26 protein-coding genes are annotated in these 26,311 nt (G+C 66.8%); 10 read left to right on the forward strand and 16 right to left on the reverse strand.

The genetic code is table 11. The features are described from left to right. Positions 1-25: 25 nt before the first annotated feature. Entirely contained in the window at positions 26-379 is a 354-nt protein-coding gene (locus ACIBK2_RS22500; RefSeq protein ID WP_396969935.1) for an ArsR/SmtB family transcription factor, read from the reverse strand. 119 nt (positions 380-498) lie between these two features. Here ACIBK2_RS22500 and arsM point away from each other — a divergent pair, with 119 nt between their 5' ends. Further along, positions 499-1,353, forward strand: coding sequence for an arsenite methyltransferase (arsM, locus tag ACIBK2_RS22505; RefSeq protein WP_396969501.1), 855 nt, complete (start codon positions 499-501; stop codon positions 1,351-1,353). Here arsM and ACIBK2_RS22510 read toward each other — a convergent pair. The 11 genes from ACIBK2_RS22510 to ACIBK2_RS22560 form a co-directional block, all read right to left on the reverse strand. Further along, the gene (locus ACIBK2_RS22510) at positions 1,347-2,144 is read right to left on the reverse strand and encodes an inositol monophosphatase family protein (protein WP_396969502.1); all 798 of its coding nucleotides are present in this window, start codon (positions 2,142-2,144) and stop codon (positions 1,347-1,349) included. The genes arsM and ACIBK2_RS22510 overlap by 7 nt on opposite strands. A gap of 23 nt (positions 2,145-2,167) precedes the next feature. Continuing rightward, the gene (phnE, locus tag ACIBK2_RS22515; protein ID WP_396969503.1) at positions 2,168-3,880 is read right to left on the reverse strand and encodes a phosphonate ABC transporter, permease protein PhnE; all 1,713 of its coding nucleotides are present in this window, start codon (positions 3,878-3,880) and stop codon (positions 2,168-2,170) included. Beyond that, positions 3,877-4,689 carry a phosphonate ABC transporter ATP-binding protein gene (gene phnC, locus ACIBK2_RS22520; protein ID WP_396969937.1) on the reverse strand — a complete coding sequence of 271 codons (813 nt, stop codon included), beginning with the start codon at positions 4,687-4,689 and terminating at the stop codon, positions 3,877-3,879. Before phnC ends, phnE begins: the two co-directional genes overlap by 4 nt. A gap of 5 nt (positions 4,690-4,694) precedes the next feature. Next, positions 4,695-5,642 (reverse strand): phosphate/phosphite/phosphonate ABC transporter substrate-binding protein, encoded by a 948-nt coding sequence (locus ACIBK2_RS22525; protein WP_396969504.1) that lies wholly within the window; start codon positions 5,640-5,642, stop codon positions 4,695-4,697. Positions 5,643-5,823: 181 nt separating this feature from the next. Then, positions 5,824-7,044 (reverse strand): alpha-D-ribose 1-methylphosphonate 5-triphosphate diphosphatase, encoded by a 1,221-nt coding sequence (locus ACIBK2_RS22530; protein ID WP_396969505.1) that lies wholly within the window; start codon positions 7,042-7,044, stop codon positions 5,824-5,826. Further along, on the reverse strand, positions 7,041-7,793 hold the full coding sequence (locus ACIBK2_RS22535; protein WP_396969506.1) for an ATP-binding cassette domain-containing protein: 753 nt from the start codon (positions 7,791-7,793) through the stop codon (positions 7,041-7,043). The genes ACIBK2_RS22530 and ACIBK2_RS22535 overlap by 4 nt, the downstream gene beginning before the upstream one ends. Before the next feature lie 25 nt (positions 7,794-7,818). Beyond that, positions 7,819-9,663, reverse strand: coding sequence for an alpha-D-ribose 1-methylphosphonate 5-phosphate C-P-lyase PhnJ (locus ACIBK2_RS22540; RefSeq protein ID WP_396969507.1), 1,845 nt, complete (start codon positions 9,661-9,663; stop codon positions 7,819-7,821). Then, complete coding sequence (locus ACIBK2_RS22545; protein ID WP_396969508.1) at positions 9,663-10,781, reverse strand: carbon-phosphorus lyase complex subunit PhnI; 1,119 nt, start codon at positions 10,779-10,781, stop codon at positions 9,663-9,665. Before ACIBK2_RS22545 ends, ACIBK2_RS22540 begins: the two co-directional genes overlap by 1 nt. Before the next feature lies 1 nt (position 10,782). Beyond that, positions 10,783-11,355 (reverse strand): phosphonate C-P lyase system protein PhnH, encoded by a 573-nt coding sequence (gene phnH / locus ACIBK2_RS22550; protein ID WP_396969509.1) that lies wholly within the window; start codon positions 11,353-11,355, stop codon positions 10,783-10,785. Beyond that, a complete protein-coding gene (locus tag ACIBK2_RS22555) occupies positions 11,356-11,793 on the reverse strand; it encodes a phosphonate C-P lyase system protein PhnG (RefSeq protein WP_396969510.1) in 438 nt (145 codons plus the stop codon). Then, a complete protein-coding gene (locus tag ACIBK2_RS22560) occupies positions 11,790-12,548 on the reverse strand; it encodes a GntR family transcriptional regulator (RefSeq protein WP_396969511.1) in 759 nt (252 codons plus the stop codon). Before ACIBK2_RS22560 ends, ACIBK2_RS22555 begins: the two co-directional genes overlap by 4 nt. A 204-nt stretch (positions 12,549-12,752) precedes the next feature. Here ACIBK2_RS22560 and ACIBK2_RS22565 point away from each other — a divergent pair, with 204 nt between their 5' ends. Then, the gene (locus ACIBK2_RS22565) at positions 12,753-13,289 is read left to right on the forward strand and encodes a GNAT family N-acetyltransferase (protein ID WP_396969512.1); all 537 of its coding nucleotides are present in this window, start codon (positions 12,753-12,755) and stop codon (positions 13,287-13,289) included. A gap of 146 nt (positions 13,290-13,435) precedes the next feature. Here the strand turns inward: ACIBK2_RS22565 and ACIBK2_RS22570 are convergent, their stop codons facing one another. The 4 genes from ACIBK2_RS22570 to ACIBK2_RS22585 all read right to left on the reverse strand — a co-directional run bounded on the left by ACIBK2_RS22570 (position 13,436) and on the right by ACIBK2_RS22585 (position 16,598). Next, positions 13,436-14,578 (reverse strand): DSD1 family PLP-dependent enzyme, encoded by a 1,143-nt coding sequence (locus tag ACIBK2_RS22570; RefSeq protein ID WP_396969513.1) that lies wholly within the window; start codon positions 14,576-14,578, stop codon positions 13,436-13,438. Next, a complete protein-coding gene (locus tag ACIBK2_RS22575) occupies positions 14,575-15,543 on the reverse strand; it encodes an ornithine cyclodeaminase family protein (protein WP_396969514.1) in 969 nt (322 codons plus the stop codon). Before ACIBK2_RS22575 ends, ACIBK2_RS22570 begins: the two co-directional genes overlap by 4 nt. After that, positions 15,540-16,190: a transcriptional regulator gene (locus ACIBK2_RS22580; protein ID WP_396969515.1), complete on the reverse strand. Its 651-nt coding sequence runs from the start codon at positions 16,188-16,190 to the stop codon at positions 15,540-15,542. Before ACIBK2_RS22580 ends, ACIBK2_RS22575 begins: the two co-directional genes overlap by 4 nt. 180 nt (positions 16,191-16,370) lie before the next feature. Then, positions 16,371-16,598, reverse strand: coding sequence for a hypothetical protein (locus ACIBK2_RS22585; RefSeq protein ID WP_396969516.1), 228 nt, complete (start codon positions 16,596-16,598; stop codon positions 16,371-16,373). A gap of 136 nt (positions 16,599-16,734) precedes the next feature. Between ACIBK2_RS22585 and ACIBK2_RS22590 the strand changes: the two genes are divergently transcribed. The 8 genes from ACIBK2_RS22590 to ACIBK2_RS22625 all read left to right on the forward strand — a co-directional run bounded on the left by ACIBK2_RS22590 (position 16,735) and on the right by ACIBK2_RS22625 (position 26,273). Then, positions 16,735-17,658, forward strand: coding sequence for a LysR family transcriptional regulator (locus ACIBK2_RS22590; protein ID WP_396969517.1), 924 nt, complete (start codon positions 16,735-16,737; stop codon positions 17,656-17,658). A gap of 72 nt (positions 17,659-17,730) precedes the next feature. Next, positions 17,731-18,231 carry a nuclear transport factor 2 family protein gene (locus tag ACIBK2_RS22595; RefSeq protein ID WP_396969518.1) on the forward strand — a complete coding sequence of 167 codons (501 nt, stop codon included), beginning with the start codon at positions 17,731-17,733 and terminating at the stop codon, positions 18,229-18,231. A gap of 137 nt (positions 18,232-18,368) precedes the next feature. Further along, positions 18,369-19,712: a S8 family serine peptidase gene (locus tag ACIBK2_RS22600; protein WP_396969519.1), complete on the forward strand. Its 1,344-nt coding sequence runs from the start codon at positions 18,369-18,371 to the stop codon at positions 19,710-19,712. Between the two features lie 94 nt (positions 19,713-19,806). Continuing rightward, positions 19,807-20,214 (forward strand): hypothetical protein, encoded by a 408-nt coding sequence (locus tag ACIBK2_RS22605; protein ID WP_396969520.1) that lies wholly within the window; start codon positions 19,807-19,809, stop codon positions 20,212-20,214. Between the two features lie 15 nt (positions 20,215-20,229). Continuing rightward, entirely contained in the window at positions 20,230-20,889 is a 660-nt protein-coding gene (gene gntA / locus ACIBK2_RS22610; protein WP_396969521.1) for a guanitoxin biosynthesis heme-dependent pre-guanitoxin N-hydroxylase GntA, read from the forward strand. 109 nt (positions 20,890-20,998) lie between these two features. Beyond that, complete coding sequence (locus tag ACIBK2_RS22615) at positions 20,999-23,023, forward strand: hypothetical protein (protein ID WP_396969522.1); 2,025 nt, start codon at positions 20,999-21,001, stop codon at positions 23,021-23,023. Between the two features lie 35 nt (positions 23,024-23,058). After that, the gene (locus ACIBK2_RS22620; protein WP_396969523.1) at positions 23,059-25,185 is read left to right on the forward strand and encodes a hypothetical protein; all 2,127 of its coding nucleotides are present in this window, start codon (positions 23,059-23,061) and stop codon (positions 25,183-25,185) included. A 14-nt stretch (positions 25,186-25,199) separates the two neighbouring features. Beyond that, entirely contained in the window at positions 25,200-26,273 is a 1,074-nt protein-coding gene (locus ACIBK2_RS22625) for a hypothetical protein (RefSeq protein WP_396969524.1), read from the forward strand. Positions 26,274-26,311 lie beyond the last annotated feature (38 nt).

Here is a 26,311-nt window from a genome sequence, read left to right on the forward strand (position 1 = left end):
ACGGGCCACCGGAAAGTGGTCGGCCTCAGACGGGTGCTTCGACCTTGCCGGAGTCCGTGGTGGTCAGGACATCGGAAAGTCGTTGCAGGGCTGCGGGAATCGCCCAGTAGTAGACCCAGGTGCCGCGGCGTTCGCAGTCGATCAGGCCGGCTGCGCGCAGCACTTTGAGGTGGTGGGAGATCGTGGGTTGGGATAGGTCGAATTGTGGGGTCAGCTCGCACACACAGACCTCCTCGCCAGGGCGGGAGGCGATCAACGACAGCAAGCGCAGGCGGACGGGATCGGCCAGCGCCTTGAAGGCGGCCGCCAGCTCGACTGCCGCCTCGACGCCGAGTGGGGTGGCGAGGGTGGTGTTGCAGCAGTCGGTTGAGGCGATCAGTGGCGGGGCCTGTTTAGACACCTATCTATATTGACAGACTTCGATTCAGTGGCGCAAGCTGTATCGATATTCATCGATACAGCGAGGTCGGGTCGCCGACCAGTCAGGGACGTGATGACATGACAGAGCAGCAGACCGAACTCCGCGAAACCGTCCGCACGCGTTATGCGCAGGCAGCGAGGACCGTCACCGCGGGCGGAGTCGCCGAGGATTGTTGCGGGACCGACCCGATCGCCGTGGATCAGACTTTCGGCGCGAGCCTGTACGGGGCGGCGGACCGCGACCAACTCCCGATCCAAGCCGCCGCCGCATCATTGGGTTGCGGCAATCCGACCGCGGTCGCCGAACTGCGGGCAGGCGAACGGGTCCTCGATCTCGGCTCCGGTGGCGGGATCGATGTGCTGCTGTCCGCCCGTCGCGTCGGACCGACCGGCAAGGCCTACGGCCTCGACATGACCGAGGAGATGCTCGCGCTGGCACTGGCGAACAGCGCCGAAGCCGGAGTGCGTAACGTCGAGTTCCTCAAAGGAAACATCGAGGCGATCCCGTTGCCCGCCAACACTATCGACGTCGTGATCTCCAATTGCGTGATCAACCTGTCGGTCGACAAACCCGCCGTCTTCGCCGAAATGGCCCGGGTCCTCACCGCTGGTGGTCGCATCGGCATCGCGGACGTAGTCGCCGACGACGAATTGACCCCGCCTGAGCGCGCCGAGCGCGGCGACTATGTCGGCTGCATCGCCGGAGCGCTGTCGTTCACCGAATACCGAGACCACCTCACCACCGCCGGATTCACCGACATCGAGATCACCGCCACCCACGCCGTCGCCGAGGGCATGCACTCCGCGATCATCAAGGCCACCAAACCGTCCGCCGAGATGATCGGATCCGAAGAACCAGCGGATGCGTGCTGCGCTCCAGGATGCTGTCCGCCTGAGACATCAACGGCCGGAACACCTTCGGACAGCTACTGAATCTCCTGAATCAGGGCGCGTAGTTCGGCGGCGAGTTCGGGGGTGGCGGCGACTATTCCGCTCCAGCGGCGGGTGAGGTCGGTGTCGAAGACGATGGGGCGGTCGAAGGCGTCGATCACGGTGCCGCCGGAGGCGGCGACCAGGATGGTGGCGGCGATGTCCATGAGGCGGTGGGTGTCGCTGCCCGCGTCGACGAAGGCGTCGATGGCGCCGGTCGCGACGAAGGCGGCGTCGAGGGTGCTGCAGCTGAGGATTCGGATTCGGGTGGCCGACTCGGCAATTCGGGTCCAGGCGGACCAGTTGCGCGGGTGCGGGCGCAGCATCGATACCGCGGCCGTACGCACCGAACGGCAGCCGCTGGTGCGAAACTCGCTGTGATCGCGTGAGGCCCACCAGCGCTCGTCGGTGTGCAGCCACACGGTCATCGCCTCGGTGAACTCGCCGTCCACGGCCACCGCCGCGCTGAAGCAGGCCAACGGGATTCCGGCGGCGGCGTTGGCGGATCCGTCGACGGGATCGACGACCAGGGTCACCGCCGACCCGATATCCACCCAACCGCGTTCCTCGGAAAGAACATTCACCCCGGCGGCGGTGGCCGCGGTGATGATGGCGTCCTCGACCAGCACGTCGATGAGCATGGTCGGGGTGCCGTCGGCACCGTCCATCGTGATGGCGCTCAGTTCGGCGGGTGAATGGTTCGCGAGCGCGTTGCGGTGGGCGAGCACCGCGGCATCGGCCGCCGCGAGCAAGGCCGTATTCGCTTCGGAACCAACAGCATTCGAGAAGATCATGAAACCTCCGGGGACAGGGCGAACTAGGACAGGGCGCGGCGGACCCACATCGCGACACCTTCGACGGCCAGCACCACGGCGAAGACCATCAGCACGATCGTGGTGACGACGTCGAACTGCAGCACGCGCGCGGCGTTCATCAGGTAGAAGCCGATGCCGCCCGCGCCGACCACACCGAGCAGCGTGGCGGCGCGAATGTTGACGTCGAGCTGGTAGAACACGTGCGCCGCCAAGGCCGGGGCACCCTGACGCACGGTGGCCGCGAGGAACACCTGCGGCCTGGTCGCGCCGGCGGCGGCCACCGCCTGCTGCACGCGAACGTCGGACTCCTCCAACGAATCCGCGATGAGCTTGCCGAGCAGCCCGACCGCGCCGACCGCGAGCGCCAGCGCACCGGCGGGCGCGCCGAGCCCGGTGATGACGATGAAAATGATCGCGAAGATCAGGTCCGGGATACCGCGCACGACGACGATGACGATCCGGAAGAACCGCGCGATGCCCGGCGTCGGCGCGACGTTGCGGGCCGCCAGCATCCCGATGGGCACCGCGAGTACCAGCCCGAGAAATGTTGCGGCGAGCGCGATCTGGACGGTGACGAGCAGCTGCGCGAACAGTTCGCCGCCGATGCCGCCGGTACTGGGCGGGACGAACAGACCGAGCGTGGTCCACAGCGTGGAAATGCCGTCGGCCATCCGTGAGACATCGATGCCCGCTCCCCATACCGACGCGACCAGAATCAACGCCGTCAGCCCGAAGTACACCGTGCGACGAAGCCGCCCCGCCGACCACGGTGGACTGATCGGATACGGCTTGTCCGCAGCCGCAACAGGTTCGGCGGGCCCATGCGACACCCAGCCGCCTGTGACACGATGCCGGAGCTTGCTCCACCACCCGGCTCGCACCGGCGCCTGGGCACCGAGCATCGCCGCGCGCACCGCGCCGGAGATGGTCTCGATCACAATGCACAGCCCGACGATCAACAGCGCCAACGCGATTCCGCGCCGATAGTCCAGGGTCTTCATTGCCAGGGACAGTTCCATACCGATGCCGCCCACGCCGACGTAGCCGAGCAGCACCGAGGCCCGCAGGTTGATGTCGAACCGGTGCAGCGCGGTCGCGATGAACGCGGGCATCGCCTGCGGCACAACACCTCCGGTGATCTGCTGCGACCACGTCGCGCCTGCCGCCCGCAGCGCGTCCCGCGGTCCCGCCGCGGTGTCCTCGATCGCGTCGGCATACATCTTGCCGACCATGCCGACGGAGTGGATGCCAAGCGCCAAGATCCCCGCCGCGGGCCCGAGTCCGAACAACCGCAAAAACACGATGGCCAAGACGATTTCGGGCAGGGCGCGGGTCACGACAATGACCGCCCGCATACCCCAGCGCAGCCAGCCGTGCCGGTTGGTGTTGCGCGCGGCGGCCAGCGACACGGGCACACTCAACGCGACGCTCAATGCCGTTGCGCAGGTGACGATGGCGAGCGTCTGCCCGGTCATCCGCACGACCTCGCCGAACGACGGGAAGTCCAAGGGAAAGATCCGGGACACGAAATCGACGGCGTTTCCGATGCTGTCGACGAAGGTAGCGAGATTGAGTTGCAGCGAGGCCACCGACCACAGCGACGCGATCAACCACACCGTGTACACCAGGATGACGCCGAGCGCGGTCCGCGACGGCCGACGCAACGTCGCCGGCGCCTGCGCGCGCACCGGCAACCGAACAACCGTGGCGTTCATGCGAATTGCGTGGTCGAGGCGGCCACGCTCGAGTAGATCGACATGGTGTCGTTGCGATCGAGCGCGGAGACCTGCTTGTCGAGCACCACACGGCCCGAACGCAGGCCGACCAGGCGATGCGCCCAGGACACCGCCAACTCGACCTGATGCAGGCTGCACAGCACGGTCAGGTTGTCTTCTGCGGCGACCTGCGCGATCAAGGCCATCACCTGCGCCGACGACTCGGGATCGAGCGACGCCACCGGCTCGTCCGCGAGCAGAATCTTCGGTCGCTGCACCAGCGCCCTGGCCACCGCCACGCGCTGCTGCTGCCCACCGGAAAGGGTATCGGCGCGCTGAAAGGGACGGTCCGCCAGACCAACTCGATCGAGCTGTTCCATCGCCGCCAACCGGACCGACTTCGGGTACATGAACAGCCCGATCCGCGGTCCGCGCAAGGTACCGAGCGCGCCGGTGCACACGTTCTCCAGCACCGACATGCTGCCGACGAGATGGAACTGCTGGAACACGAAACCCACCCGGCGGCGCAGCGCACGCAGCTCACTGCCGCGCGCCGATCCCATATCCTGGCCGAGCACCGTGACCGTGCCCGCGCTGGGCAGATGCAGACCGTCGAGCAGCCGCAGCAGCGTCGACTTGCCCGACCCGGACAGTCCGAGCAGCGCGAGCACCTCACCGGGGTACACCTGGAGCGACACGTCGTCGAGCGCGCTGAGCCGCGGACCGAAATCCTTGCGCACATGCTCGAGGGTGATGGCCGGTCGCAGGATCCGGTCGATGGTCGCGCCCAGCGCGACGTCCGCAGGCACGCCGGTCACGACTGGCAGACCTTCGCCTTGGTGATCTGGCAGACCTTGCGTACACCGTCGTAGAGCGAATCCTGCACCACCGCATAGCCGTACGCGGCCTCGGGCAGCTGACAGCTCTTCTCGTCGGTGCACGTCCCGGCCTTGATCAGCGCGGGCTTGTTGAGCACGTCACGGAACACCGCGGTGAGCTTGGCCTGCAACTCCGGGGAGAGTGTGCTGCTCATCGCCACCGGGCTCGCGGCGATGGTCTCCGACTTCCACAGCACGTTGATCTCGCCGGGCTTGATCTGATTCTTCTCGATCAGGGTCTTGTCCACGATCGTGTCGTAGGCGAACCCCGCGTCGCACTGCCCGCTCTTGACCGCCAGCACGGACGCGTCGTGGCCGCCGGCGAAGACCGGGGTGATGTCCTTGTCCGGATCGACACCGGCCGCCTTCAGCCCGGCGGACGGGTACAGGTAGCCGGAGGTGGAGGAGGGATCGACGAAGCAGACCGTCTTGCCGCGAAAATCGGCCAGGCTCTTGATGTTCGAGCCCGCCTTGACGATGCCATAGGACAGGTAGCCGGGTGCGGCGCCCGCCTGCTTGATCGGCGCGGCGATCGGAATCGTCGGCACGCCACTGTCTTTCGCTGTGACGTAGGAGAACGGCCCGTAGCCGGCGAGCTGGATCTTGCCCGCCCGCTGGCCCTCGATCACGGCCGCGTAGTCGGTGGCGTTCTGGAATTGCACGGGATGGCCGGTCGACTTCTCGATGGCGTCGGCGACCAGCTTGTACTGCTGCTGCAGGCTCTGCGAGTTCTCCGAGGGAATCGACGCGAATACCAGCGTCTGCGGATCTGCCGATTTTCCGGCGGCGGTCGTGACGGCGCTGCTGCCGCAGCCGGCCAGCGCGAGCACGGCGACCGCCGCGAACGCGGCCGCTGCGAGCGAAGGGCGAATCTTGCTACCCATGAAGTCTTCTCCTTCATACCCCGAGGTCCGGGGCCGTGCAGAGGGGGCGGGCGAGACCGCACCGCAGGGTCGAGCGTCCGCGACCACCGTGTCCCCCGCTCCAACCGTCAGTGAATCGCTGCGAAACGACCAGCGGCTGATGGCGTGAGTTGTTCACGATGACGCGGACCACCCGACTGCTTCAGTGCGCCCGCAGCACCGATCGCACGACCGGACAGCGATGTTCGAGGCTGATCAGGACCAGATCCGCGCGCTGCCCCTCGGCCAACTCGCCCCGATCGGACAGCCCGACCGCGGCGGCCGGGCCGCTGGTGATCAACGCGACCGCGTCCGGCAGCGGCATCGTCGCGGTGTCCGCGAGGGTGAACGCGGCCCCGAGCAGCGACGAGGGCAGGTAGTCCGACGCCAGCGCCGTCACCAGGCCGAGCCCGGCCAACGACGCCGCGGACACGTTGCCCGAATGCGAACCGCCGCGCAGAATGTTCGGCCCACCCATCACCACCGACATCCCGCGGGCCCGCGCCTCGCGCGCCGCCTCCTCGGTGGTCGGGAATTCGGCGACATTGCCGCCGCGCCGGGCCAGGTCCGCGATCTCGACCGCGGATTCCGGATCGTGGCCGAAGATCCGCACCCGGCCCGTCGCCGACTGTCCGGCAAGCCAGTTCATCGACTCCTCGCGGACGGCGATGTTGCCCTGCCTGTCCCGGATGAGCTCGTCTACGGCGGCCCGCGCCTGGTCTGCGGTCATCCCGCGCATGCCGACCATGTACTTCTCGTAGAACGTCCGGTCGGCGTACTGCCCGATCCCGGGGGTGTGGTCCTCGTGCGAAATGATCGCTTGTACGTCGCGTCCGATCCGGCCCGCGGCGACCTGCTGCTCGAAATGAGCCTGCAGCGCGGCAAGACCGGCCGCCGAGCGCACGTCGAGCCGATACAGCACCCGGTGGTCAACGAGTCTGCTGCCGTTCTCGCTCCAATCCGCGATCGCCGCACACATCTGCAGGGCGGCGTCCACGCTGCGCCGATCCTTGGCCGACTCCTGATCGGAGAACGACGCGCCATGGAAGACCGTCGTGACACCGGCGGCCCGCAACTTACCCTCGAACGACATCATCGAAAACGGCCACGGCAGTTCCGCACCCGGCCGCGGCATCCGCTCGCGTTCCAGTCCGTCGGAGTGCACGTCGACCAGGCCGGGGGTACAGATGAGCCCGCCGCCGTCGACGTCGACCATGCTGCCGCGTCGCACCGGACCCACCTCGACAATTCGGCCGTCGCGAACCACGATTCGCGCGTCGTCGAGGACCCGATCGGCCAGCACGGCTCGCACGTGCCCGAGCACGTAGTCGCGTGGCGCCTGCGGCAGTGACCAGGCGCGGGGTTGTTCCAGAGTGTTCGTCATGCTGCTGCTCCCAAAACCTCGGTGGGGGTGCCCTGCTGGGCGATCCGGCCATCGCTGAAGCGGATCACCCGCGAGGCCAGCTGCCTGATCGCGGCTAGATCGTGGAAGACCGCCAGGACGGCCACACCACGCGCGGACAGCGAGGCGATGAGTTCCAGGGCGCGTTCCCGATTGCTCGGATCGAGGGCTGAGACGGGTTCGTCGAGCAGCAACAGCCGGGGCGGATGCACGGTACCCGCGGCGATGTTCACCCGTTGCCGCTCGCCACCGGACAGCACGCCACAGTCAACATCCCACAGCGCCTCGTCGAGGGCCAGCCTGCGCAGTGACTCGACCGCCGCGGCCCGTGCGTCGGCCCGATCGAGGCCGCGTCGACGGCCCGCTGCCGCAACAACTTCCAGCGGTCCGGTGCGTGGTGGTGCCGAAAGGAATTGGGAGACATAGCCGAGTTCCCGACCGCGCAGCCGGGCCATCTCGCGGTCACCGAGCGTGGTCAGCTCCACCGGCCCGGTGTCGGTGCCGAGGGTGACGGTGCCCGCGTCCGGCAGGTAGCTGCGGTGCACGCAGCGCAGCAGGCTCGATTTGCCCGCGCCGCTCGGCCCGGCCAGCGCGACGTGCTCGCCCGCGCCGACGTCGAGGTCGACGCCGCGCAACGAGATCACGGTGCGGCCGTCGATGGTGTGCAGGGTGAACGTCTTGTGCAGTCCACGGACGGAAAGCACTGGGCCGGATGGAAATTGATCGTTCATGGTCACCTCCGTTGTCACGGTCGGATCACCTGCGCGCGGACGCGACGAGGCGCTGAGTGTAGGGGTGGTGCGGGTCTTGGAACAGCTGATCGGTGAGGCCGGATTCGACCACCCGGCCGACGTTCATCACCAGGCAGCGATCGGTGAGGGCCTCGATGACGGCGAAGTCGTGGCTGACCACCACGGCCGCGGTGTCGCGTTCGGCGAGCAGCTTGCGCAGCAGATCGAGCACGCCGGCGGCGACGGAGGCATCGAGGCCGGTGGTCGGCTCGTCCAGCAGCAGCACCCGCGGATCGGTGGCCAGGGCCTTGGCGATCTGCACCCGCTGGCGCATGCCACCGGAGAACGTGTGCACGGCGTCGTCCATCCGATCGAGCGGCACCTCCACCTGCTCGAGCAGGTAGGCGGCGCGGTCGCGGATCTCGTGGTAATTGCGCCACCCGGCGGCGGTGAGCCGTTCGGCGATATTGCCGCCCGCGGAGACGCGCATCGTCAGGCCGTCGGCCGGGTTCTGGTGGACCAGGCCGAGCGTGTCGATGCGCAGTGCGCGGCGTGCGGCCGCGTCGAGTCCGAAGACGTCGGTGCGGCCGTCACCGACCGTGGTGAGGAACATCGTTCCCGCCGTTGCGGTTTCCTCGCCGACCAGGCAGCGCAGCACGGTCGACTTGCCGGAGCCGGACTCGCCGATCAGGCCGAGGGCCTCGCCCGGTGCCACGTCGAAGCTGACGTCCCAGGCCGCGACGACGGCACCGGTGCGCGGGCTGATCGCGGTGCCGGTCTCGGGACCGGTGCCGGGTACCGCCGCCGCTCCCCCGGGTCCGTGCACCTTGCCGACACCGCGGGCCGCCAGGGTCCAGCCCTCGGGGGTCGCGGGGACCGGGCGGACGGCGAGTTGTACCGCGTCGCGGCGAACCACGTTGGCGGCGGCGCGGACTCGGCGCGCCGGGTCGGGCAGGAAGCGAAGCGGCGCATGCGCGGTGTGCGCCGTGGCGTCGACGTCTTTGTCGAGAGTTCTTGTGCACCATTCGATGTCACTGCAGGACTGGCGTCCGCCCGGCGCCTCGACCAGGAAGGTGTCCGTCGAACCGCATCGGGCACAGCGCTGTTCGGCGTCGCCCTCCACCTCGAAGGGCACATCGTCGAATGTCAACGGCTGGACCGAGGTGAAGGGCGGCACCGCGAAGATCCGCTTCTCCCGACCGGCCCCGAACAGCGACAGATGCGGAGAGTCGTTGAGGCGCGGCACATCCCAGCGCGGGATCGGCGTGGTGATCATGACGTAGCGACCGTTGACGAGTACCGGGTAGCCCGTCGTCTTGGTGATCACGCCGTTGCGGACCAGGTCCTCGTATAGGCTCACCCAGATCATCGAATAGTCGGCCTCGGCGTGCATTCTGGCGCACTCGCGCACCGAAGTCTCCACGCCGCGGAGCGGTTCGGCCACCGGGACCTGCAATACCAGCGTCTGCCCCTCGACCAGCGGCTCCTCCGGAATCCGGTGCCTGGTCTGCACCACGGTGCACTCGCGGGTGTCCTGGGTTTGCGAGCAGTGTTCGCTGGCCACGATCAGCCTGCGCAGATTGGTCGCGTTGACGCCGTCGTCGTCACCCTGGTCGATGACCTTGACGGTGTCGGCAGGGCCGAGCAGGCCCAGGGTGACCTGTAGACCGCCGGAGCCCCAGCCGCGGGCCACCGGCATCTCCCTGGAGCCGAACGGCACCTGGTAGCCGGGGATGCAGACCGCGGCCAAGGTGGCGCGGCGGATCTCCCGCTTGGAGCCCTCGTCGAGGATGCCGGGCCGGATCGCCGCGGCATCCAATTCGGCGAAAACCCCTGAGATGGTGGATGTTCGGATGTCGGTACTGGTCATCAACAGGTCCTTCCGATGGCGTCCGCGGCCCGGTCACTCGGGTCACCGTCGATGTCGCGCACCGCGCGCTTGCGGTCGATCATCGAGCGGAACGTGACGTAGTGCGGCAGCTTGAGGTGTTCGAGGAAACCGCAGGAATCCAGGCCGTCCGTGGTCAGCAGCAGCACCTGCTCGAGTCCGTCGACATCGCCGAAACGGCGCCACGCGATATCGAGGTTCGCCATCGCGATGGCTTTGCGTTCGTTGTGCCCGAAGCAGAGTCCGTAGCCGACGTCGAAACGGCTGCGGTCCTCCTCCGGTCCGTCCAGATCCTCGATGGCCTCGCACTCGGAGGCGCGAATATGGCCGAGTAGCACGGGATTTCCGGTGTGCGGGTGGGCGACCCGCAGCGGCAGCCTGCCGTGCCGGACCTCACCGAGGGTGACCTCGTGCAGGTTGCCCTCGGGTCCGCGGATGGAGCGGTACCAGGTGCTGATCAGCGAACCGGTTTCCGCGCGCGCCATGCTGGCCAGGATCGCCGAGCGGGGTGCGGGCGGGCGGGCCGGATGTCTGGTGATGTCGAAGGGTTCCGGGTCCGGTGCGTCCGTGGCGGCCGGGCGGTTGTCGACCAGCAGGTCCATTTCGCGCAGCATGTCGGAGAATCGGCGCGGATGCCGTTGTCCGTCAGCGCGTTCGGTGACCGCCGGTGGGTCCGATTCGACGACGACCGGGGCCGGTTGTGCGTCGCGGTCGAGCATGCGTCCGGTGTAATCGCTGGTGCGGCCGAGCAATTGCGGACCATCCGGGGTGCGGTGCGCAGGCACGATCCGCCGCAGCACCAGCATCTCGTCGGGGTCGATCGGTTCACTCACGGCCAGCCGGGGCAGGGTCGACTGGTGTGCGCGCACCAGATGGGTGGCCTCGATGACGTCGCCCTCCGCCTGGCGCAGTGCGTCCGCGGCGGTGTCCTCGTCGTACAGTCCGCCTTCGCCCATCACCCGATCAACGGCCAGGCGCATCCGCCCGGTGATCTGCTCCGTGGTCAACCATGGTGCGGGGTCGTGGTTTCGGGCACCGTGCACCAAGGACTCGGCGGCGAGTATGGCGTCCAGACCGCCGCGTGCTCCCGAATATCCCATCTCAGTTCACCTTTCCGGTGTCGACGACGGTGGTACGCGGAATCCCGACCAGTCCGCCTTCGGCATCGATCAGCAGCAGGTCGATTCCGGCGGGAAACCCGGCGACGAGCCGTTCGCGCACTGCCCACAGCCCGGAATCCATTCCCGCCGGCGCGAATTCGATCGGCGCACGCACGCCGGGACCGGTCAGTCGGACGCCGGTCCCGCCGCTCAGCGCGGCCACCGCGCAGATCACCGTCGCCCCTGATTCCGGGCTGAGTGCGGTGCCGACACAGACATCGCCGAGCTCGGCCGCGGTGAGTGGGCGCAGCGCAGTCACGTATTTCGCGGTCTGCAGTGAGGCAGCGGGCGCGCCGGTAGCCACGGCGGCCACACTGTCCCAGCCCTCGTCGTCCAGCAGATGGATGCCGGTCTCGAGGTCGGCAAGGGAAAGAACCGGGAGCAGCGCGGGCGGAAAGTCGGTGTGGGGCAAGGTCACTGCGATTCCCGGACGGGCGAACGCGTCGAGCACGGCGCGAAAGACGTGCTGCGTCTGGTCCGGTCGCAGTGCCGCACCAAGGGCGGTCACACTCATTTAGGTCAGCTCCTCGAATTGCACGATGGTGGGGGCCAATTGGGCCCATTCGCCGCTCTCGGCCAGGTGCCGGTCGGCTTCGACCCGGGCGCACAGTCGCAGCACTCGCTCGCGCTGCGGCCGCGCGGCGTCGACCTCGGCCGCGCAGACGGCGGCGGCGAGCGTGGCCCTGCGGTTGTCGCCCATCCGCATGGCCCAGCCGCGGGTTCCGCCGAGCAGCACCTCGGCCCGGCAGGCCAGCACGGCGCCGATGAAGAAGCGGTCGTGTGCGATCGGCTCGCGCACCTGCGCGGCGATCGAGCCGACCTCGGGCGCGGTGAGCACCGCGAATTCGGCGCCGTCGGCCAGACAGGCATCGGCCAGTTCGACGAGGTCGCGCTCCGGCGCCGCAGCGAGCAGCTCGGCGACGCGTTCGCGACTGTAGGTGGGGAAACTCACTGCTGTACAACCTCTTTCATTTCGTTGGCAGAATTGGCGGGATCCGAGGAGCCGATCTCCATCACGACGCGCACCGCGTCACCGCGCATCCACGATTTGCTGTAGGTGAGAGGCCGACCGGTGTCGGCGTCGCGGTTGACCGACTCGACCACCCAGACCGGTGCGGCCGTGATCAGCTGCAACCGCTGTTGCACCTCGGGTGTCGGAATGTCGGAGGCGACCCGGCACCAGGACCTGACCGCCCGCACGTGACCCATTTGCCGGAGCACCTCGTCGAGCGACTCCTCGACCCCCATGCCCGCAGCCAGATCCGGAACAGCCTCGTAGGCAACCCATTCCGACCCACACGCGGCGACCACGTCGTTGATGAAGCTCAGCCGGAGCATGTGATGCGCGACCGTGCCGTCGGCGACCTCCAACCGCTGCGCGCACTCCGCCGGGAGCGGGGCGAGCGCCCACTCGAGCACAACGGAGCGCGGCTCGGCACCGGCCTCCAGCACCGTGCGATGCCAGGACGGCCGCCGGTCGCTGGAGATGACGTAGTCGATTCGTTCACTGACGAACGTGCCCGACCCGCGCACCCGGCGTACCCGCAGTCGGCGCTCCAATTCCTGCACCGCGGCGCGGGCGGCGGCGCGGCTGACGCCGAAGCGCGCCATCAGGGTGTGCTCGCTGTCGAGCCGAGTGCCAGGACGTAGGCCCGCGATCTCGCATTCCAACTCGTCCGCGATCGCTCGGTACCGCTGCTCCGTCATGACACGACAATGACCGCACGGGTTGTACGGACAACTGCACCGTAGGTAACCGTGGCGGAAACTCCACTGAACGCGCGGGCAAGTTGTCTGCGGAACGCGCGGTGTCGGCGGCTGCGGATCTGACTACGTCGGAACCACTGGTCGGCGCGACCGCACCGCTGACGGCACGCGTTATGGTCGATCTTGGAGTCGAAGGAGGGATCGATGGTGTCGATCGAGACACTCGCCGCGTCAGTGGCGGAGGATGCCGCGCTGGTGGCGGAGCTGACCGAACTGATCAACCGCGTGTACACGGTGGCCGAAGCGGGCATCTGGCGCGACGATTACCATCGCACAACACCTTCCGAGCTGGCATCGCTGATCAGGGCGGGCGAAATCGTCGCCGCTCGCAGTGCGGACGACCGGATCACCGGCGCCGTGCGAGTGCAGCAACTAGGCGACGGCATCGGCGAATTCGGCATGCTGGTGTGCGCCCCCGACCAGCGCGGCACCGGAATCGGCCGGGCGCTGGTGAACTTCGCCGAGCACTGGTGCGCCGAACAGGGCGCCGAGACCGTTCAGCTGGAGCTGCTGGTACCGCGCGGTTGGACGCATCCGGTCAAGGAGTCCCTGCGCAACTGGTACCTGCGCCTCGGCTACATCCTCGAGCGCAAAGGTGAACTGGAGCTGGACTATCCACACCTGGTCCCGCTACTCGCCACCCCTTGCGACTTCCTCATCTTTCACAAGCCACTGCATTGACGGTGCAGAATTCACTGCACTGTGCACCTGCACCGCCATACACAGAATGAAAGTGCTTACGGCAGTACGACGCAGGCGGGGCCGACGTTGATTCCGGTGCCGCCCGTCTACGGTTCGTCGTGGGAATAGGCGTCGTAATCGTCTTTTCACCAACCGTTGTGGCGAATCCACACTGCGTCGATGGTGGGGGTGATGGTTGGGCTCGTCGAGCTGTTGACCACGTGATAGAGGTGATGCTGGGCGGCGGTGGCGCAGGCGTGATTCGGGAGGATGCGCAGGCGAGTGCCTACGGGGAGGTCGGGGGTGGATCCGGTGGTGCCGGGGCGGCGGGACAGGATGCCGTGTTCCTGGCTGGCTCCGGTCATCAGCAGGTCCGGGATGACACGGCCTGCGAGATCGGTGACGAGGCCGTAGCCCTGGTCGACCGGTTGGCTCTGGGTGCCGCGGTCGCGCGAGGTGGCCATCCAGCCGCCGTCGGTGATGATCCAGTCCTTGGCGGGTTGATGTCCGATGACGGTGACGACTACCGACAGGGCCAGATCGTCGGGCGTGCAGACGCCGAGACCTGCCATGACGAGGTCGAAGAAGACGTAGTTACCCGCTCGGACCTCGGTTATCCCGGTGAGGTCGGTGGCACGATGGGCGGTCGGGGTCGATCCGATGCTGACAATCGGACAGGAAAGTCCTGCGCCGGTAAGGGCATTCGCCGCGGCAACCGTCACGTCGCGCTCGTTGTCGGCGGCTTTATGTAAAGCGTTGGGGGTGAAGGCGAAATAGGACTCGCCCGCGTGGCCGAGGACCCCGGCGAGATTGTCGGCGAGAATCCGGCCGATCTCGACCAAGGTGGGGTCGTTGGGTGTGATGCCGCCGCGGTGTCCGTCGCAGTCGATCTCGATCAGCGTGGGAATCCGGATGCTCTGGTCATGGGCGAACTGGGTCACGGCCTGCGCTTGGGCTGAACTGTCCAGCAGGACAGTGACAGTGACGCCGCGGCGGATGAGCGCGGCGACGCGGGGCAGTTTGTGCGGGTCGATGCCCACGGCATAAAGGATGTCGGAATAGCCTGCGTCGGCGAAGTACTCGGCCTCACCGAGGGTGGAAACGGTGATCGGCCCGGGTCCGTCGTTGTGCACGCGGCGGGCGATATCGGTCGACTTGCTGGTCTTGACATGGAGACGCAGTGGCACGCCGAGTGTTTCCAGGTGGTCGTGCAGCCGGTGGATATTGCGGTCGAGTCGAGCGGTGTCCACGACGGCGAAGGGAGTGTCGGGAGCGGTCAGCGTGATCACGAGTTTTCCTGGGTGTCGTAGGTGTACCGCCGCAGCAGTGCGGCCGCGAGGGTGAGGTCTTGCAGCGCGAAACCGGAGCTGTCGAACACCGTGATGTCCTCGGGTGCTCGTCGGCCCTCGGCGGCAGCGGTGAGCACGGCTCCCAGCGCAGTGGGTGTTGTTCTCGCGTGCTGGAATTCGCCGATCGTCCGAGACTGCTCCGGCAGGTCGCAGAACAAGCGCGCCCGGTCGTACAGCTCTGGCGGCAGTTCCTGTTTTCCGGGACCGTCGGCACCCATCGCGGAAATGTGGGTGCCCGGTGCGATCCACGCGGCGTCGAACAGCGGTTCGCGGGAAGTGGTTGCGGTGACGACGATGTCGGCGGCAGTGACTGCCGTTCGCGTCTCGGCAGGTTCGGCGGGCAGGCCCGTGTATGCGGTCACGTCTTGGGCGAAGTCGCGCGCGACGCCGGGGCGGCGGCCGACCACGAAGACCTGCTGGATCGGTCGAACCCGGGTGACCGCACGCACTTCATAGAGCGCTTGGTTGCCAGTGCCGATCACGGTCAGGGTGTGCGCGTCGGGTCGGGCGAGCGTCTCGACGGCGAGTGCGTCTGCGGCAGCGGTGCGATAGGAGTTGGCGGTCGCGGCCTCGACGACGGCGGCCAAGCGCCCGGTCGCCGGGTCGAGCAGCACGATGGTCGAGCTGTGGCGCGGTATCCCGATCTGGTCGTTGTCGGGCCAGAAGCTACCGATTTTGACGCCAACCAGGTCGCCTGCCGAGCCGGACTTCAGGGTGAACCGGTTGGCCGGCGCGCGATGCCCGATCACCACGGGAAACGCAGCTCCCGTCGTGCTCGCCAGGAAGGCCTCGCGCGCGGCTTGCAGCGCGAGTTCCTCGTCGATCAGTGACGCCGATACGGACTCGGTGATCAGTATCGGGACGTTGACAGGTGGGCGGGTTGCCCGAAAGGCGTTGTCGGTCATGGCAGTTCGCTGTCCTTCTTCACCGTGGCCAGGTCGTTGTAAAGGCCGGTTCGCGAGATGCCGAGGCGCTTGGCCACCCGCGCGGGCGCACCGCGCAGCGCGAAGACGCCCGCATCGTTCAGCGAACAGACGAGTTCCAGCCGTTGCTCGCGCCCCAGCGCCGATGCGGGCACCGCGTGGACGCGCTCGGCTCGCTCGATCAGGGAGTCGAGCACTTGGTTCAGATCCCCGGAGAAATCCGTGGCTGGCACGGGCGCCTCCGCGCCCATGGACAGCCCGAGCAGATCCGACAGCACGCCGGTGGCCCGATTGATGGCCGAGACGTCGATATTGATGCACAACGCGCCGATCAACATCCCGTCGGCGTGCAGCGGCAGCGTCGTGCATTTCAGCAGGCGCCCGTCCTGAGCGCGGGTGAGGTAGCCGACTTCATTGCGCGCATCCGCCCCAGCAGCCAACACCCGCAAACCGATTTCGCTCATGGCGCTGCCGACTTCGCGGCCGGTGACCGAACCGGCGACGGCGGCCACGGACCGCTCCGGGTCGCGGTAGTCGTGCAACACCACCTCGCAGCTGCGCCCGAAGGTGGCCGCGATGCCATCGACCAAGGGCCGCATCGCGGCGAACACCGCGTCGGCAGTGCTCACTGCGCACCCGCGCTGAGACGTGCCGCCACCATCAAGAGCGCCGCAACCATTCCGATGACTCCTTAACAAAGTGTCCAGATATGAACAAAGTGTCACACAAGAGTCGCGGCAATGCCACCCGGCGGCCGTGTTCGTGCCGACTAGCCCTTCGTCAGTTCGGCCTCCGCAGCGGCGAGCACCTCAGTGCGGGGCGCGATCCGGTGGGCCGGATACGGGTACGACGAGGAGTCCGATACCGGCCAGCGCGAGGAGCAACGCCAACAGGTGCATGCCGATCAGGAGAGCGAGCGCCGCGAGGAAGAGTGCTCGGCGGCCGAAGACCCGCAGTAGCCGTGCGAAATCGGCAGATTCATCGGCGGGCTCGGTCGGCAGCAGTCGATCGCGGTTTGCGGCAGGATGCGTCACCACGGCACCTCCATATCAGCGTTCATTGCGGCTGGGGATTCGAAAACAGCACGCCAGAAACAAGAGTCGCCGAACGGCCGGCGTCCACACAATGCGTAATCCACGCACCAAGCCTTAGGCAGCGACATAGGCTCGTGAGGTGCAATACGACCTCGTGGACCTCCGACTGTTTCTCGCCATCGTCACCGAGGGGTCCATCACGGCAGGCGCGCAGCAGATGCATCTGAGCCTGCCGTCGGCCAGTGCCAGGGTGCGCGCGCTGGAGAATCAGGCGGGCCTGCCCCTACTGATCCGCGGTCGGCGCGGCGTGCGGGCGACACCAGCGGGCACCACCCTGGCCCGGCACGCGCGAGAGGTGTTGCGGCACACGGCCCGACTGGACAGCGCGCTCGCCGGATACACGAGTTCGCCCGAGGCCTCGGTGACGTTGCTCGGCGGCGGCGGCGCGATGCACCGGATCATCCCGCAAGCCTTGATCTCGTTCCTGCGCGCGGAGCCCGGCATCGATGTCGTTGTGGCCGAACGCCGTACGCCCGAGATGGTGCGGATGCTGACCGACGGCGCGGCCGATCTCGGCGTCCTGATCGACAACGAGGCGGGCGACTGCGGCCTGGAGGTCGAGCCGCTGTGCGACGGCTCGCTGGTGGTCATCGGCCAGGCGGGCGGAATCCTCACCGGGCGAACCACTTCCACCTACCGGGAGGTCGCCGAGCACCCGCTGGTCGGCCTGGACACCAGCTCCTCGCTCCAACAGTGGATCGAGCGCAACGCAGGCACCCACGGCGGCCCGCTCCCCCGCTATCGCACCCGCGTCGCGAACCTGACCACCGTGATCACCCTCGTCTCCGCAGGCGTCGGCCTGGCCATCGTGCCGCGCAACGCGGTCGTCGCCGACCAATCCGTCGACGTGTGCGAACTCTCCGACGCTTGGGCGCGTCGCCACCACCTCTTGGCGTGGGGCGCCACGGCCAAAGCCTCATCGACCGCGCTCGCGGCCCTCGCCGACCACATCCGCCGCGCCGCCGCCGACCAGTCGAACCGTGCCACGGAGTCGGTGACCTAGGCGATGCGCGCGGACGACCGACCCATACGATGACCGATTCCCGGATGCGCGAGGACCTCTAGCGTTCCCCGCATGAGCAACAACTCCGCATCCCCCGCTGATCTCACCGCCTTGGACAGATTCGAGATCTTCGAACAGCTGGTACGCCACCAGTGCTACATCGACAACGATCCGAGCCGCGAGTCGGCGGACAAGTACATCAGCCTGTACTGGCCGGAGGCCACCTTCACGGTGCACGACCTGCGGTCACAGACCTTTACCGGACCCGAAGGACTCAAAAGCCTCTACGACTACGCGCACAGCGTCTTCCCGCTGGAAAAGTGGTTCCACGACGTCGGCTGGTTCGAGATCGGCGGCGCGGGCGACACCGCCATCGTGTCCTGGCGCTGGCGTGTCAACTGGAAAGCGGGCAACGAAGGTGTCGTGTCTACCGGCACCTACCAGGATCGGTTCGAACGGCGTGCCGGTGTATGGAAAGTGATCGACCGGGTCTCGAACATCGATCCGAATTGGCCCGCCGCCCTGTTCCAGCCCTACGTCGACCGCCAGGACGAGTTGTTCAAGGCGTCCTGACACTGCGGCGAGAAAACGAGTACCTGCCTACGCTATTTCCGGCTCTTTGAGCTACCTACGGTCGTGAACGAGAACTCGGCTTGCCGAGGCGTGATCGCACGCTTCTCGATATCGCAAGACCAGATAGGTGGATCGAAATGTCAGACGAATACGCGCCGGGAAAGGTGGTCGTAGAGCTTACTGCGGATGCGAATGCTCTTGTCTCAGACGTCATCACGGACACCGTCGAGGGGGGCGCCTATATCGGTTTCGGGATCGAAACCGTCGACGGCGTCCTGGCCTCGCTGCCCGTGGAGTCGGTCACCCGGCTCTATGCCGAGGTGGAGCCCTACGAGGTCGATCCCGACCTGCTGAGCACCATGCTCGCCACCTATGTGATCCGGCTGTCCGAGGACACCGATATCGACGCCACCATCGACACGCTCATCGAGCTGGACGAGATCGCCTACGCCGAGCCCGCCGGCCTCTGTGACCTCACGGCCATCCCCAACGACCCGAGCTACGGCGACCAGTGGGGCTTGGACATGATCAACGCCCCACTGGCCTGGGATCGCCAAAAGGGTTTGGACACAGTCAAAATCACGATCATCGACTCCGGCTGCGACAACAATCATCCCGACCTCGCGCCCCGGCTCGGCACGTCGACGCGCGGCAAGGGCTGGGACTTCTGCGAGAACCCGTCCGTCGGCTACGGACAGCAGCGGGTCGGCGACTTCACCTCGCCGGATGACGACCCCCAGGACGAGATCGGGCACGGCACATCCATGGCGGGCATCATCGGCGCCGCCACCGACAACGGCATCGGCATCGCCGGGGTGACCTGGGGCTGCCGTCTCTTCGCGGCCAGGGTGGTCTGTCGCACCACCACCCCGTCCGGCGGCGTCGGCAGCGGCTGCAATACCGACGAGCTGGCAAAGGCGATCCAGTGGGCGGGCGAGTACTCGCAAGTGGCCAACGTCAGCCTGGTCAGCCTGATCGGCGACACCAAGCACCTCAGGAACGCGGTCAACTATGCGCTGCAAGCGAATACGACCGTGGTCGCCGCCATGGGCAACGACAATTCCAACATCCTGCGCTATCCCGCCGCCTACGACGGCGTCATCGCGGTCGGCGCCGTCACCAAACTCCGATACCCGTGGCTCGCCGGTCCGGGTAGCGGGTCGAACACGGGCAATCACATGAGTGTCAGCGCACCGGGCTCGAAGATCAAGACGCTCGACCTGTACTCGACCTGGGGTTCGCCGCAATATGCGGAGGTCACCGGCACCTCCCCCGCGGCCGCCTTCGTGTCCGGCATCGCGGGCCTGCTCTACTCCTGCAACATCAATCTCACACCGCGCCAGGTGAAGCAGATCATCGAGCAAACGGCCAGTCACAACGTCCCCGACCCCAGCTGGACGTGGCCGAACGCCGTGTACGGCAACGGCATCGTCGACGCCAAAGCCGCAGTTGACCGGGCCATCGACGGCCCGCTGCCCTGACGACACGGACGAGTAGCCGACTACGCGTGTGCCGGCCTCGCCGCGAACCTAGCGTTCGTGAAGCAACACCCCTTAGTTCAACCAAGGATTCAAAATGACCACCAAAGCCACGTACACCCTGACCGGCACCGATCTCCAACTCAGTTACTCGGCCGCCACCGGCGACCTGGAAATCGTTCTCGGCGAAACCTTTTCGTTCAACGGCACCCACTCGCTGCAAAGCACCCCGGCCGACCATGAACCAGGCACCGGCACTGTGCTCACCGGCACCATCGAGCACCGCAGCGCCGGGCGCGGTGGACCGATCGTGCACACCGCACAGGTCACCGTCTATCTGCCGGACGCGCCCGAACCAGATTCGGCGGCAGTGGAATTGGCCGCGACCGGCGCCCTGGTGCTCGCCTACCCGGAGGCGGGCGGGGATGCGGCACCGCAGTATCAGGCGGTCGCACTGACCGGCACCTTGACCGTCCCCGCGGCAGCGCCCGCCGGACGGTTCTGACTCGCGACCGACGTCATGACGGCGGATCGACGGCCGACGGTACCGGCGCTGTTCCGGGAAGCCATACTGCGCGAAGGCTTTCCGTGCGTCGGTGCCAGGTCCTCGGTCCGCCGCGACCTATGCCGGATCCGGGTCTACGACGAGCTGGGCGCGGCGGACAGCGCCCGCGTGAGCTGTCGCGATCTGGGCGAATTCGCGCACGAACTGCCCGAGGAGGGGTTCGCCTCGTTCGTCGCGGCGTTCACCGGTCCACCGATTACCTCTGAAGCGCATTTCGAAGACCTGCTGTGGCGGCACCTGCAGCATCTGCACGACTTCGACATCCGCTCCTTCCCTTGGGATTCCGAGGCCAGCTCCGATCCGGCGGACCCGTGGTTCTCGTTCAGCATCGGCGGGCGTGCCTACTATGTGGTCGGCCTGCATCCGCTCGCGTCCCGGACGGCCCGCCAATTCCCTTGGCCCACTCTGGTATTCAATCCCCATACGCAATTCGCGCGGCTGCGCGAACAGGGCCTGCTCGAGCCGTTCAAACGCCGCATCAGGTCCCGTGACATCGCGCTACAGGGCTCGATGAACCCGATGCTCGATGTCGCGACCGGATCGCAGGCTCGTCAGTATTCCGGTCGCGCGGTGGCCCCGGACTGGCAGTGCCCGTTTCGCCCGAAAAGCGAGTAGTCACTACTCGCGCTAGTCCACCCGATCAGGATCACGCTATCTCCATAATCTCGCACCGGACGTCGGGGCCGAGCGGGGACCAAAGCAACACCACGGCAGGAATTTCGACATGGCAGACTTCGTTTCCGGGGTCGGACCGCTCTTCGGTCCGGACTTCGTCGTTGTGACAGCAAACGACGAGACCGGCAAAAGATACGACGTACAGGTCTATCCCGACGCACACAATCCCGAACTACGACAGGCCGGGCAGCCGACCCAATACTACTTCCAGCCATCGCGAGTTTACTTGGCGCGCAAGCACGATACGCCCGACGAGTACGACTTCCAGATGACGTTGTTCAAAGGTCTGCTCGACGAGGAATCCACCGTCACCCCGGAAGAACTGCGCGACGCGGTGACCGAGATCGGCGGCGGATTCTGCACCTTCTCCACCACCTTCGCGATTCCGGACAGCGTGATCGAGGGCGTGCTGCAGAAACTGAAGCAGCACGAGCACGGCATGCCGGGGCCCCGGCTCGCGCAGTACTTCAACTATCAGGCCAACGACCCGTCCCCTGTTCTCGGTATCGTCCCGATCACCGACAGCGCGGTGGTGTGCTCGGTGCCCGACCCCGCCGCGGTCGGCAATCTGCTGAAAATGACGGCCCAGTACAGCGGTAAGGGCAGCATCGAGCAGCACGGCATTTCCACCTTCCTGATCAGCTGCAACCTGGTCGCCGCTGGCGCGATCGCCAGTGCGCTCAAAGCGGGCACCTCGCCGCCGTTCACCGTCGCCAACACCTTGCAGGAAGCGTTCTACATCAACGGCGTAACGGTCGTGGTGAATATCGACGTGGACAAGGTGTACGACTCGTTCTCGGCCGCGGTGTCCTCGGGTTCGTTCTTCGGGATCACCGATCTCGAGGCGGAATACGCCTACAGCTCCTGCGTCACCTCGGGCGGCGTGACCACTCACATCACCCAGAACGGCGCGATTCTCGACGAGCAGACCAAGAAATGGGTCACCGAGAACGTCGACATGATGAAGAAGACGGCCATGGATCTGGTCAAGCAGGAGATCTTCGACTGGGATCCGAGCAAGACCGACAGCAAGGCGGCGGCGCACCGCGGCTGGTTCAGCCAGGTCTTCGGCGGCACCTCGGTGTCGCTGAAGTCGACGCACGAGCGACGATCCATCCATTTCAACCAGACGCTCATCCTGGACGAGACCATCGCGGTGAGCCAGACCGTCAGCGGCGATCTCAACGATCTGCTGCCCGCGGTGCGCGCCGACCTCAACAAGTATCTGTTCATCATCGATATCGGCGAGTTCTTCAAGAAGATTCAGGTGGCGTCCGTCTGCCAGATCGATTTCAACGCGCAATCGGAGCTGCGCGATCCGCTGCGGGCCGCGCAAATCGAGGTCAGCTATCCCGATTACAGCCGCCCGGTCGAAGACGGTCATCCCAATCTGCGCACGCTCGCCCAGGGCCAGCACTACATTCCGGGCCAGGTCACACCGCGCGGGCCGGTGTCGCCCGCGATCTGGACCGACGCGAATGAGGCCGACTACGTCAACATTTCCTTTCTGCGCCTGGACAATCCGGTGCCCGGCTGGCCGACGGACCAGGTCAAGGTGCGCCGCAAGCTGATCTTCGACGGTCGCGACCCGCGGGTGAATCTCTCCACCGCGATCGCACCGCACGATCCGGCGATCGCCGAAATCGAGGAGCTGACCACCAGCCACAGCCAGATTCTCACTGCCGCCGCGGTCGGCTATATCTTCGTTCGGTTCTTCCCGCACCCGGCGAAATTGCCGCCGAACATCACGGTGTCGATCACGCCGACGATCGGCGCGGATACCTACCCGCCGATCTCGGTGCATCAGGGGAATCAGGCCGACGCGCTGTGGGAGGTGTTCACCGACAAGTACGACGCCGAGAGCGAATTCAGCTACACCATGAAGGTGGTCGTCGACGGTGTGGACTTCCTCGACGAGACCATCATCTACTCCACCGCGACACCGGTGAAAGTGCCACTGCCGCTGGGGCGTATCAAGTATGTGCCGCTGCTGGACGCGCCGCTGCCCGCGGCACCGCCCGACAAGGTCGCCACCATCCGGGACTACGTCAACAGGGCTGTCGCCAGCGCCTGATCGACTGCGACACAACGGATCCCACGGAGCGTACGATGCCCGACTTCATACTCACGCCTGTCGTCCCCCGAGACTCCGGCCCCGAGATAGACAACGCCTTCGACGAATTCATCGCGACCGGGGCGACGCCGTGGCTACTCGCCCGGTTCGGCCCCGGCATCGACGACAACTGGCAATACCCGATGCCGTACCCACAGAACGGGTTCGATATCCCGTGTTTGCGCTGGGAGAGCGGCACTCCCGATCTGCTCGACAGTGTCACGGGTCCGAGCTGGTATCTGCCCGCGTTCGTGGTGCCCACCGACGATCCGACGTTCAGCTTCGCCGCGGTCCAGTCCGGTGTCGATCCGCATGGTGATCCCTTCAACCGTGCGCGACTGACGTTCTCGGTACGGGCGGACATGCCGGACAACATCGCCGCGCTCTACCGCGGAACCCCTGGCCTGCCTCCGCGATTGGTCCCCGACCTGGAGGTGGACCTGTTCACGCTGTCCTTACCCGTGACCGACTCGGACGGGAACCCGCAAACACTCACCGCGACGAGCGGCCCGATCCGCTCGCACGACGGAACCATCACCATGAGCTTCGACCTCAAAGGCGATGCGGTCGAGGCCGCCTATGTGCACCTGACCCGCAGCGGCAATGCGGTGCTGGAGATCTCGGCCCAATACAGCGTATACAAGACGACCCGGGTCACCGCCCCCGATGTCGGGTTCCCGATACACGGGCCGATCTTTCACGGCTACCAGTTCCAGGTCTTCGGCGACGGCGAACACGGCGGCGGCGAGCCCCCGCCAAACCCGTACCACCTCGGCGGGTACCGATTCATGCCGGTGTACGTGCGCATCCACCGCTCGAGCCCGCTCCGGCTGACCTTCACGACCGACTCTTACCGGAGCCGGTTCACGATCACCGCAGACGGCACGACCCGGCCCATCATCGACAGCTCCGATCTGAGCAAGTTCGCCGGCGCCCGTTCGGAATACCGAGAACTGACCTCGCTCGGCAACGTCTCCGACCGCTACCCGACGCTGCGCAGACTCTACTTCGGCCAGGTCAGCGGGACCGTGGTCGCGGTGCCCGCGGCCTACGGCATCGTCCGAGGCGCCAAAGGCGTGGCGGCAGTGTGCGATTCCATAGTCGACGACTCCCCCGGCACCCTCACCGGCTGCCGCTTCCACTTCACCTTCCTGCTCGCGCCGCTGGCCGATCCGATCGATCTCGCGCAGTTGGCCGCCGACCTCCCCGGTATTCCCGAGGCCGCGGGTCGGCAGCTGCGGCTCACCCTGCCGGTCGGACTCGATCCACACCATCCCGGGACGCTGGACGGATTCCCCGCCGCGACAGCCGTTTTCGCCGACGGCGTGGCGGCGCACACGGTGCAGATCGGGGTCGACATCACCGACGAACGGCCCACTCCGGCGACCACCATTGTCAACCTGTTCCTCCAGCAGCTCGCCACCACGGGGGCCGCACCACTGTTCGGCGCGCTCGCCATCCGGCTCGACGACGCGTTCCCCGGGCTGGTGCGGACACAGGCGACACTCAATCTGCACCAGACGGCGGACTCCGATGACCTGACCGCGGTCGTCGTCGCGGCGCCCACTCCGGCGGTACAGGTCACCAACCGGGGACCGCTCGATCTGGTGCTGCACCGATTCGCGATGCTCGGTCCGGCCCAGCCGATCGTCATCGGCTTGTCCGACCAGGTGCTGCCCGCCGGACAATCGAGCACGCTGCCCAGTCACACCTCGCAAGCGACCGCCGCAGTCGTTTCCCGCACTCTGAATGTTCCTGTGCCACTACCGAAGTCGGCCCTGCGCAACTACGTCACCTTCAATACAACCACGATCCAGCAGGTGCAGCATCCGCTCACCATCAACGCCGCGGGACTGAACTTCGACGCAACCGGCATCACCCGCATGGACATTCAGATCTCGGTCGACGACGATCCCCGGATCGCGATACCGGCCCTCAGCTTGAGCTCGGGGCATCCGATCGACTTCGTCCACGTCATGATTCCGCTCGGCTCCGCCGTCACCGGCCTGGACTGCACCGTCGTGTTCACCCTCACCACCACCGCGGGCCCACGCACAGTGAGCCGTGCTCACGATTTCGTCGACGAACCGATCTTCGTCGTCACCGGCAACACGCTCACTTGACGAAAGACGCCGCCATGCCAGACCCCGCCGGGCCCATCTTCGGACCGGATGCCCTCGTATTCCCATTCGGCACAACCGATTTCGACCTCCGCGTCTACCCCGACGCACGCAACGCCGAACTCGCCGCCGCCGACCAGCCCACCCGGTACTACTTCCAGCCCGCGACGGTCTTCCTGGCCCACCGCGACGCCGGACCCGAGCTGGACTTCTCGATGTCCGCCCTCGCCAAGCGGCCCCGCCCCGCCGCCCCGGCGGTCGAATACCTCGGCGGCACCTGCACTTTCGCCACCACCCTCGCCCTGCCCGAATCCGTGCCCACCGAGGTCCTCGGCAAGATCGTGCGCCACGATCATCCCGACCCACCCGCCCGCATCGCGCACCTGGTCAACTACCGCCCCACCGCACCGACCCCAGAACTGGTGCCGGTACCGATCACCCGCAACGCCGTGTCCTGCACAGCCGCCCACACCCGAGCCCTCTCCCGCAACATCACCCTCACCGCCCAATACAGCGCGACCGGCAGCATCGAAATCCACGCCCACAACACCTTCCTCGTCTCCTGCGACGCCGCAGCCACCGAGGAGATCGTCCGAACCCTGCGCAACGCGACCACACCACCACTCACGGTGACCAACACCCTCACCGAGCAATTCGACACCGGCACAGCATCATTCACCGTCAAGCTCGAAGTAGATCTCGACCACCTGTACGCCGCCTGCACAGCGGACGGCAGCGTCACCGCAACGGACGTCTACCGAGCAGGCCGAGCCGCCAACGCAATACAACACACAATCACCGACTCCACCGAGCACGCGATCGACGCCCCCTTGAACGACTGGCTCGACCACAGCGATGCCCTCCCAGCAACCGTTTTCGACATGGTCGCCGACCAACTGTTCGACAACGGACCGAACGGACCAACCCTGAAGCCCAACCGCGCACCTTCGAGATCCGTACTCCGGCACTCGTCGACACTGTCCGGCCAGATCTCGACGCAGCAGACCGTCCAAGCGGAATTCGACGACCTGCGCACAGCGGTGAAGGACGACATCAACAGCTACCTGACCGTCCTCGACATCGGAATCTAAACCGGGTTGCAGGTTGTGGGGTCGGTGGGGTTGGCTGG

The organism is Nocardia sp. NPDC050175 (assembly GCF_044459885.1).
Taxonomy (GTDB): Bacteria; Actinomycetota; Actinomycetes; order Mycobacteriales; family Mycobacteriaceae; genus Nocardia.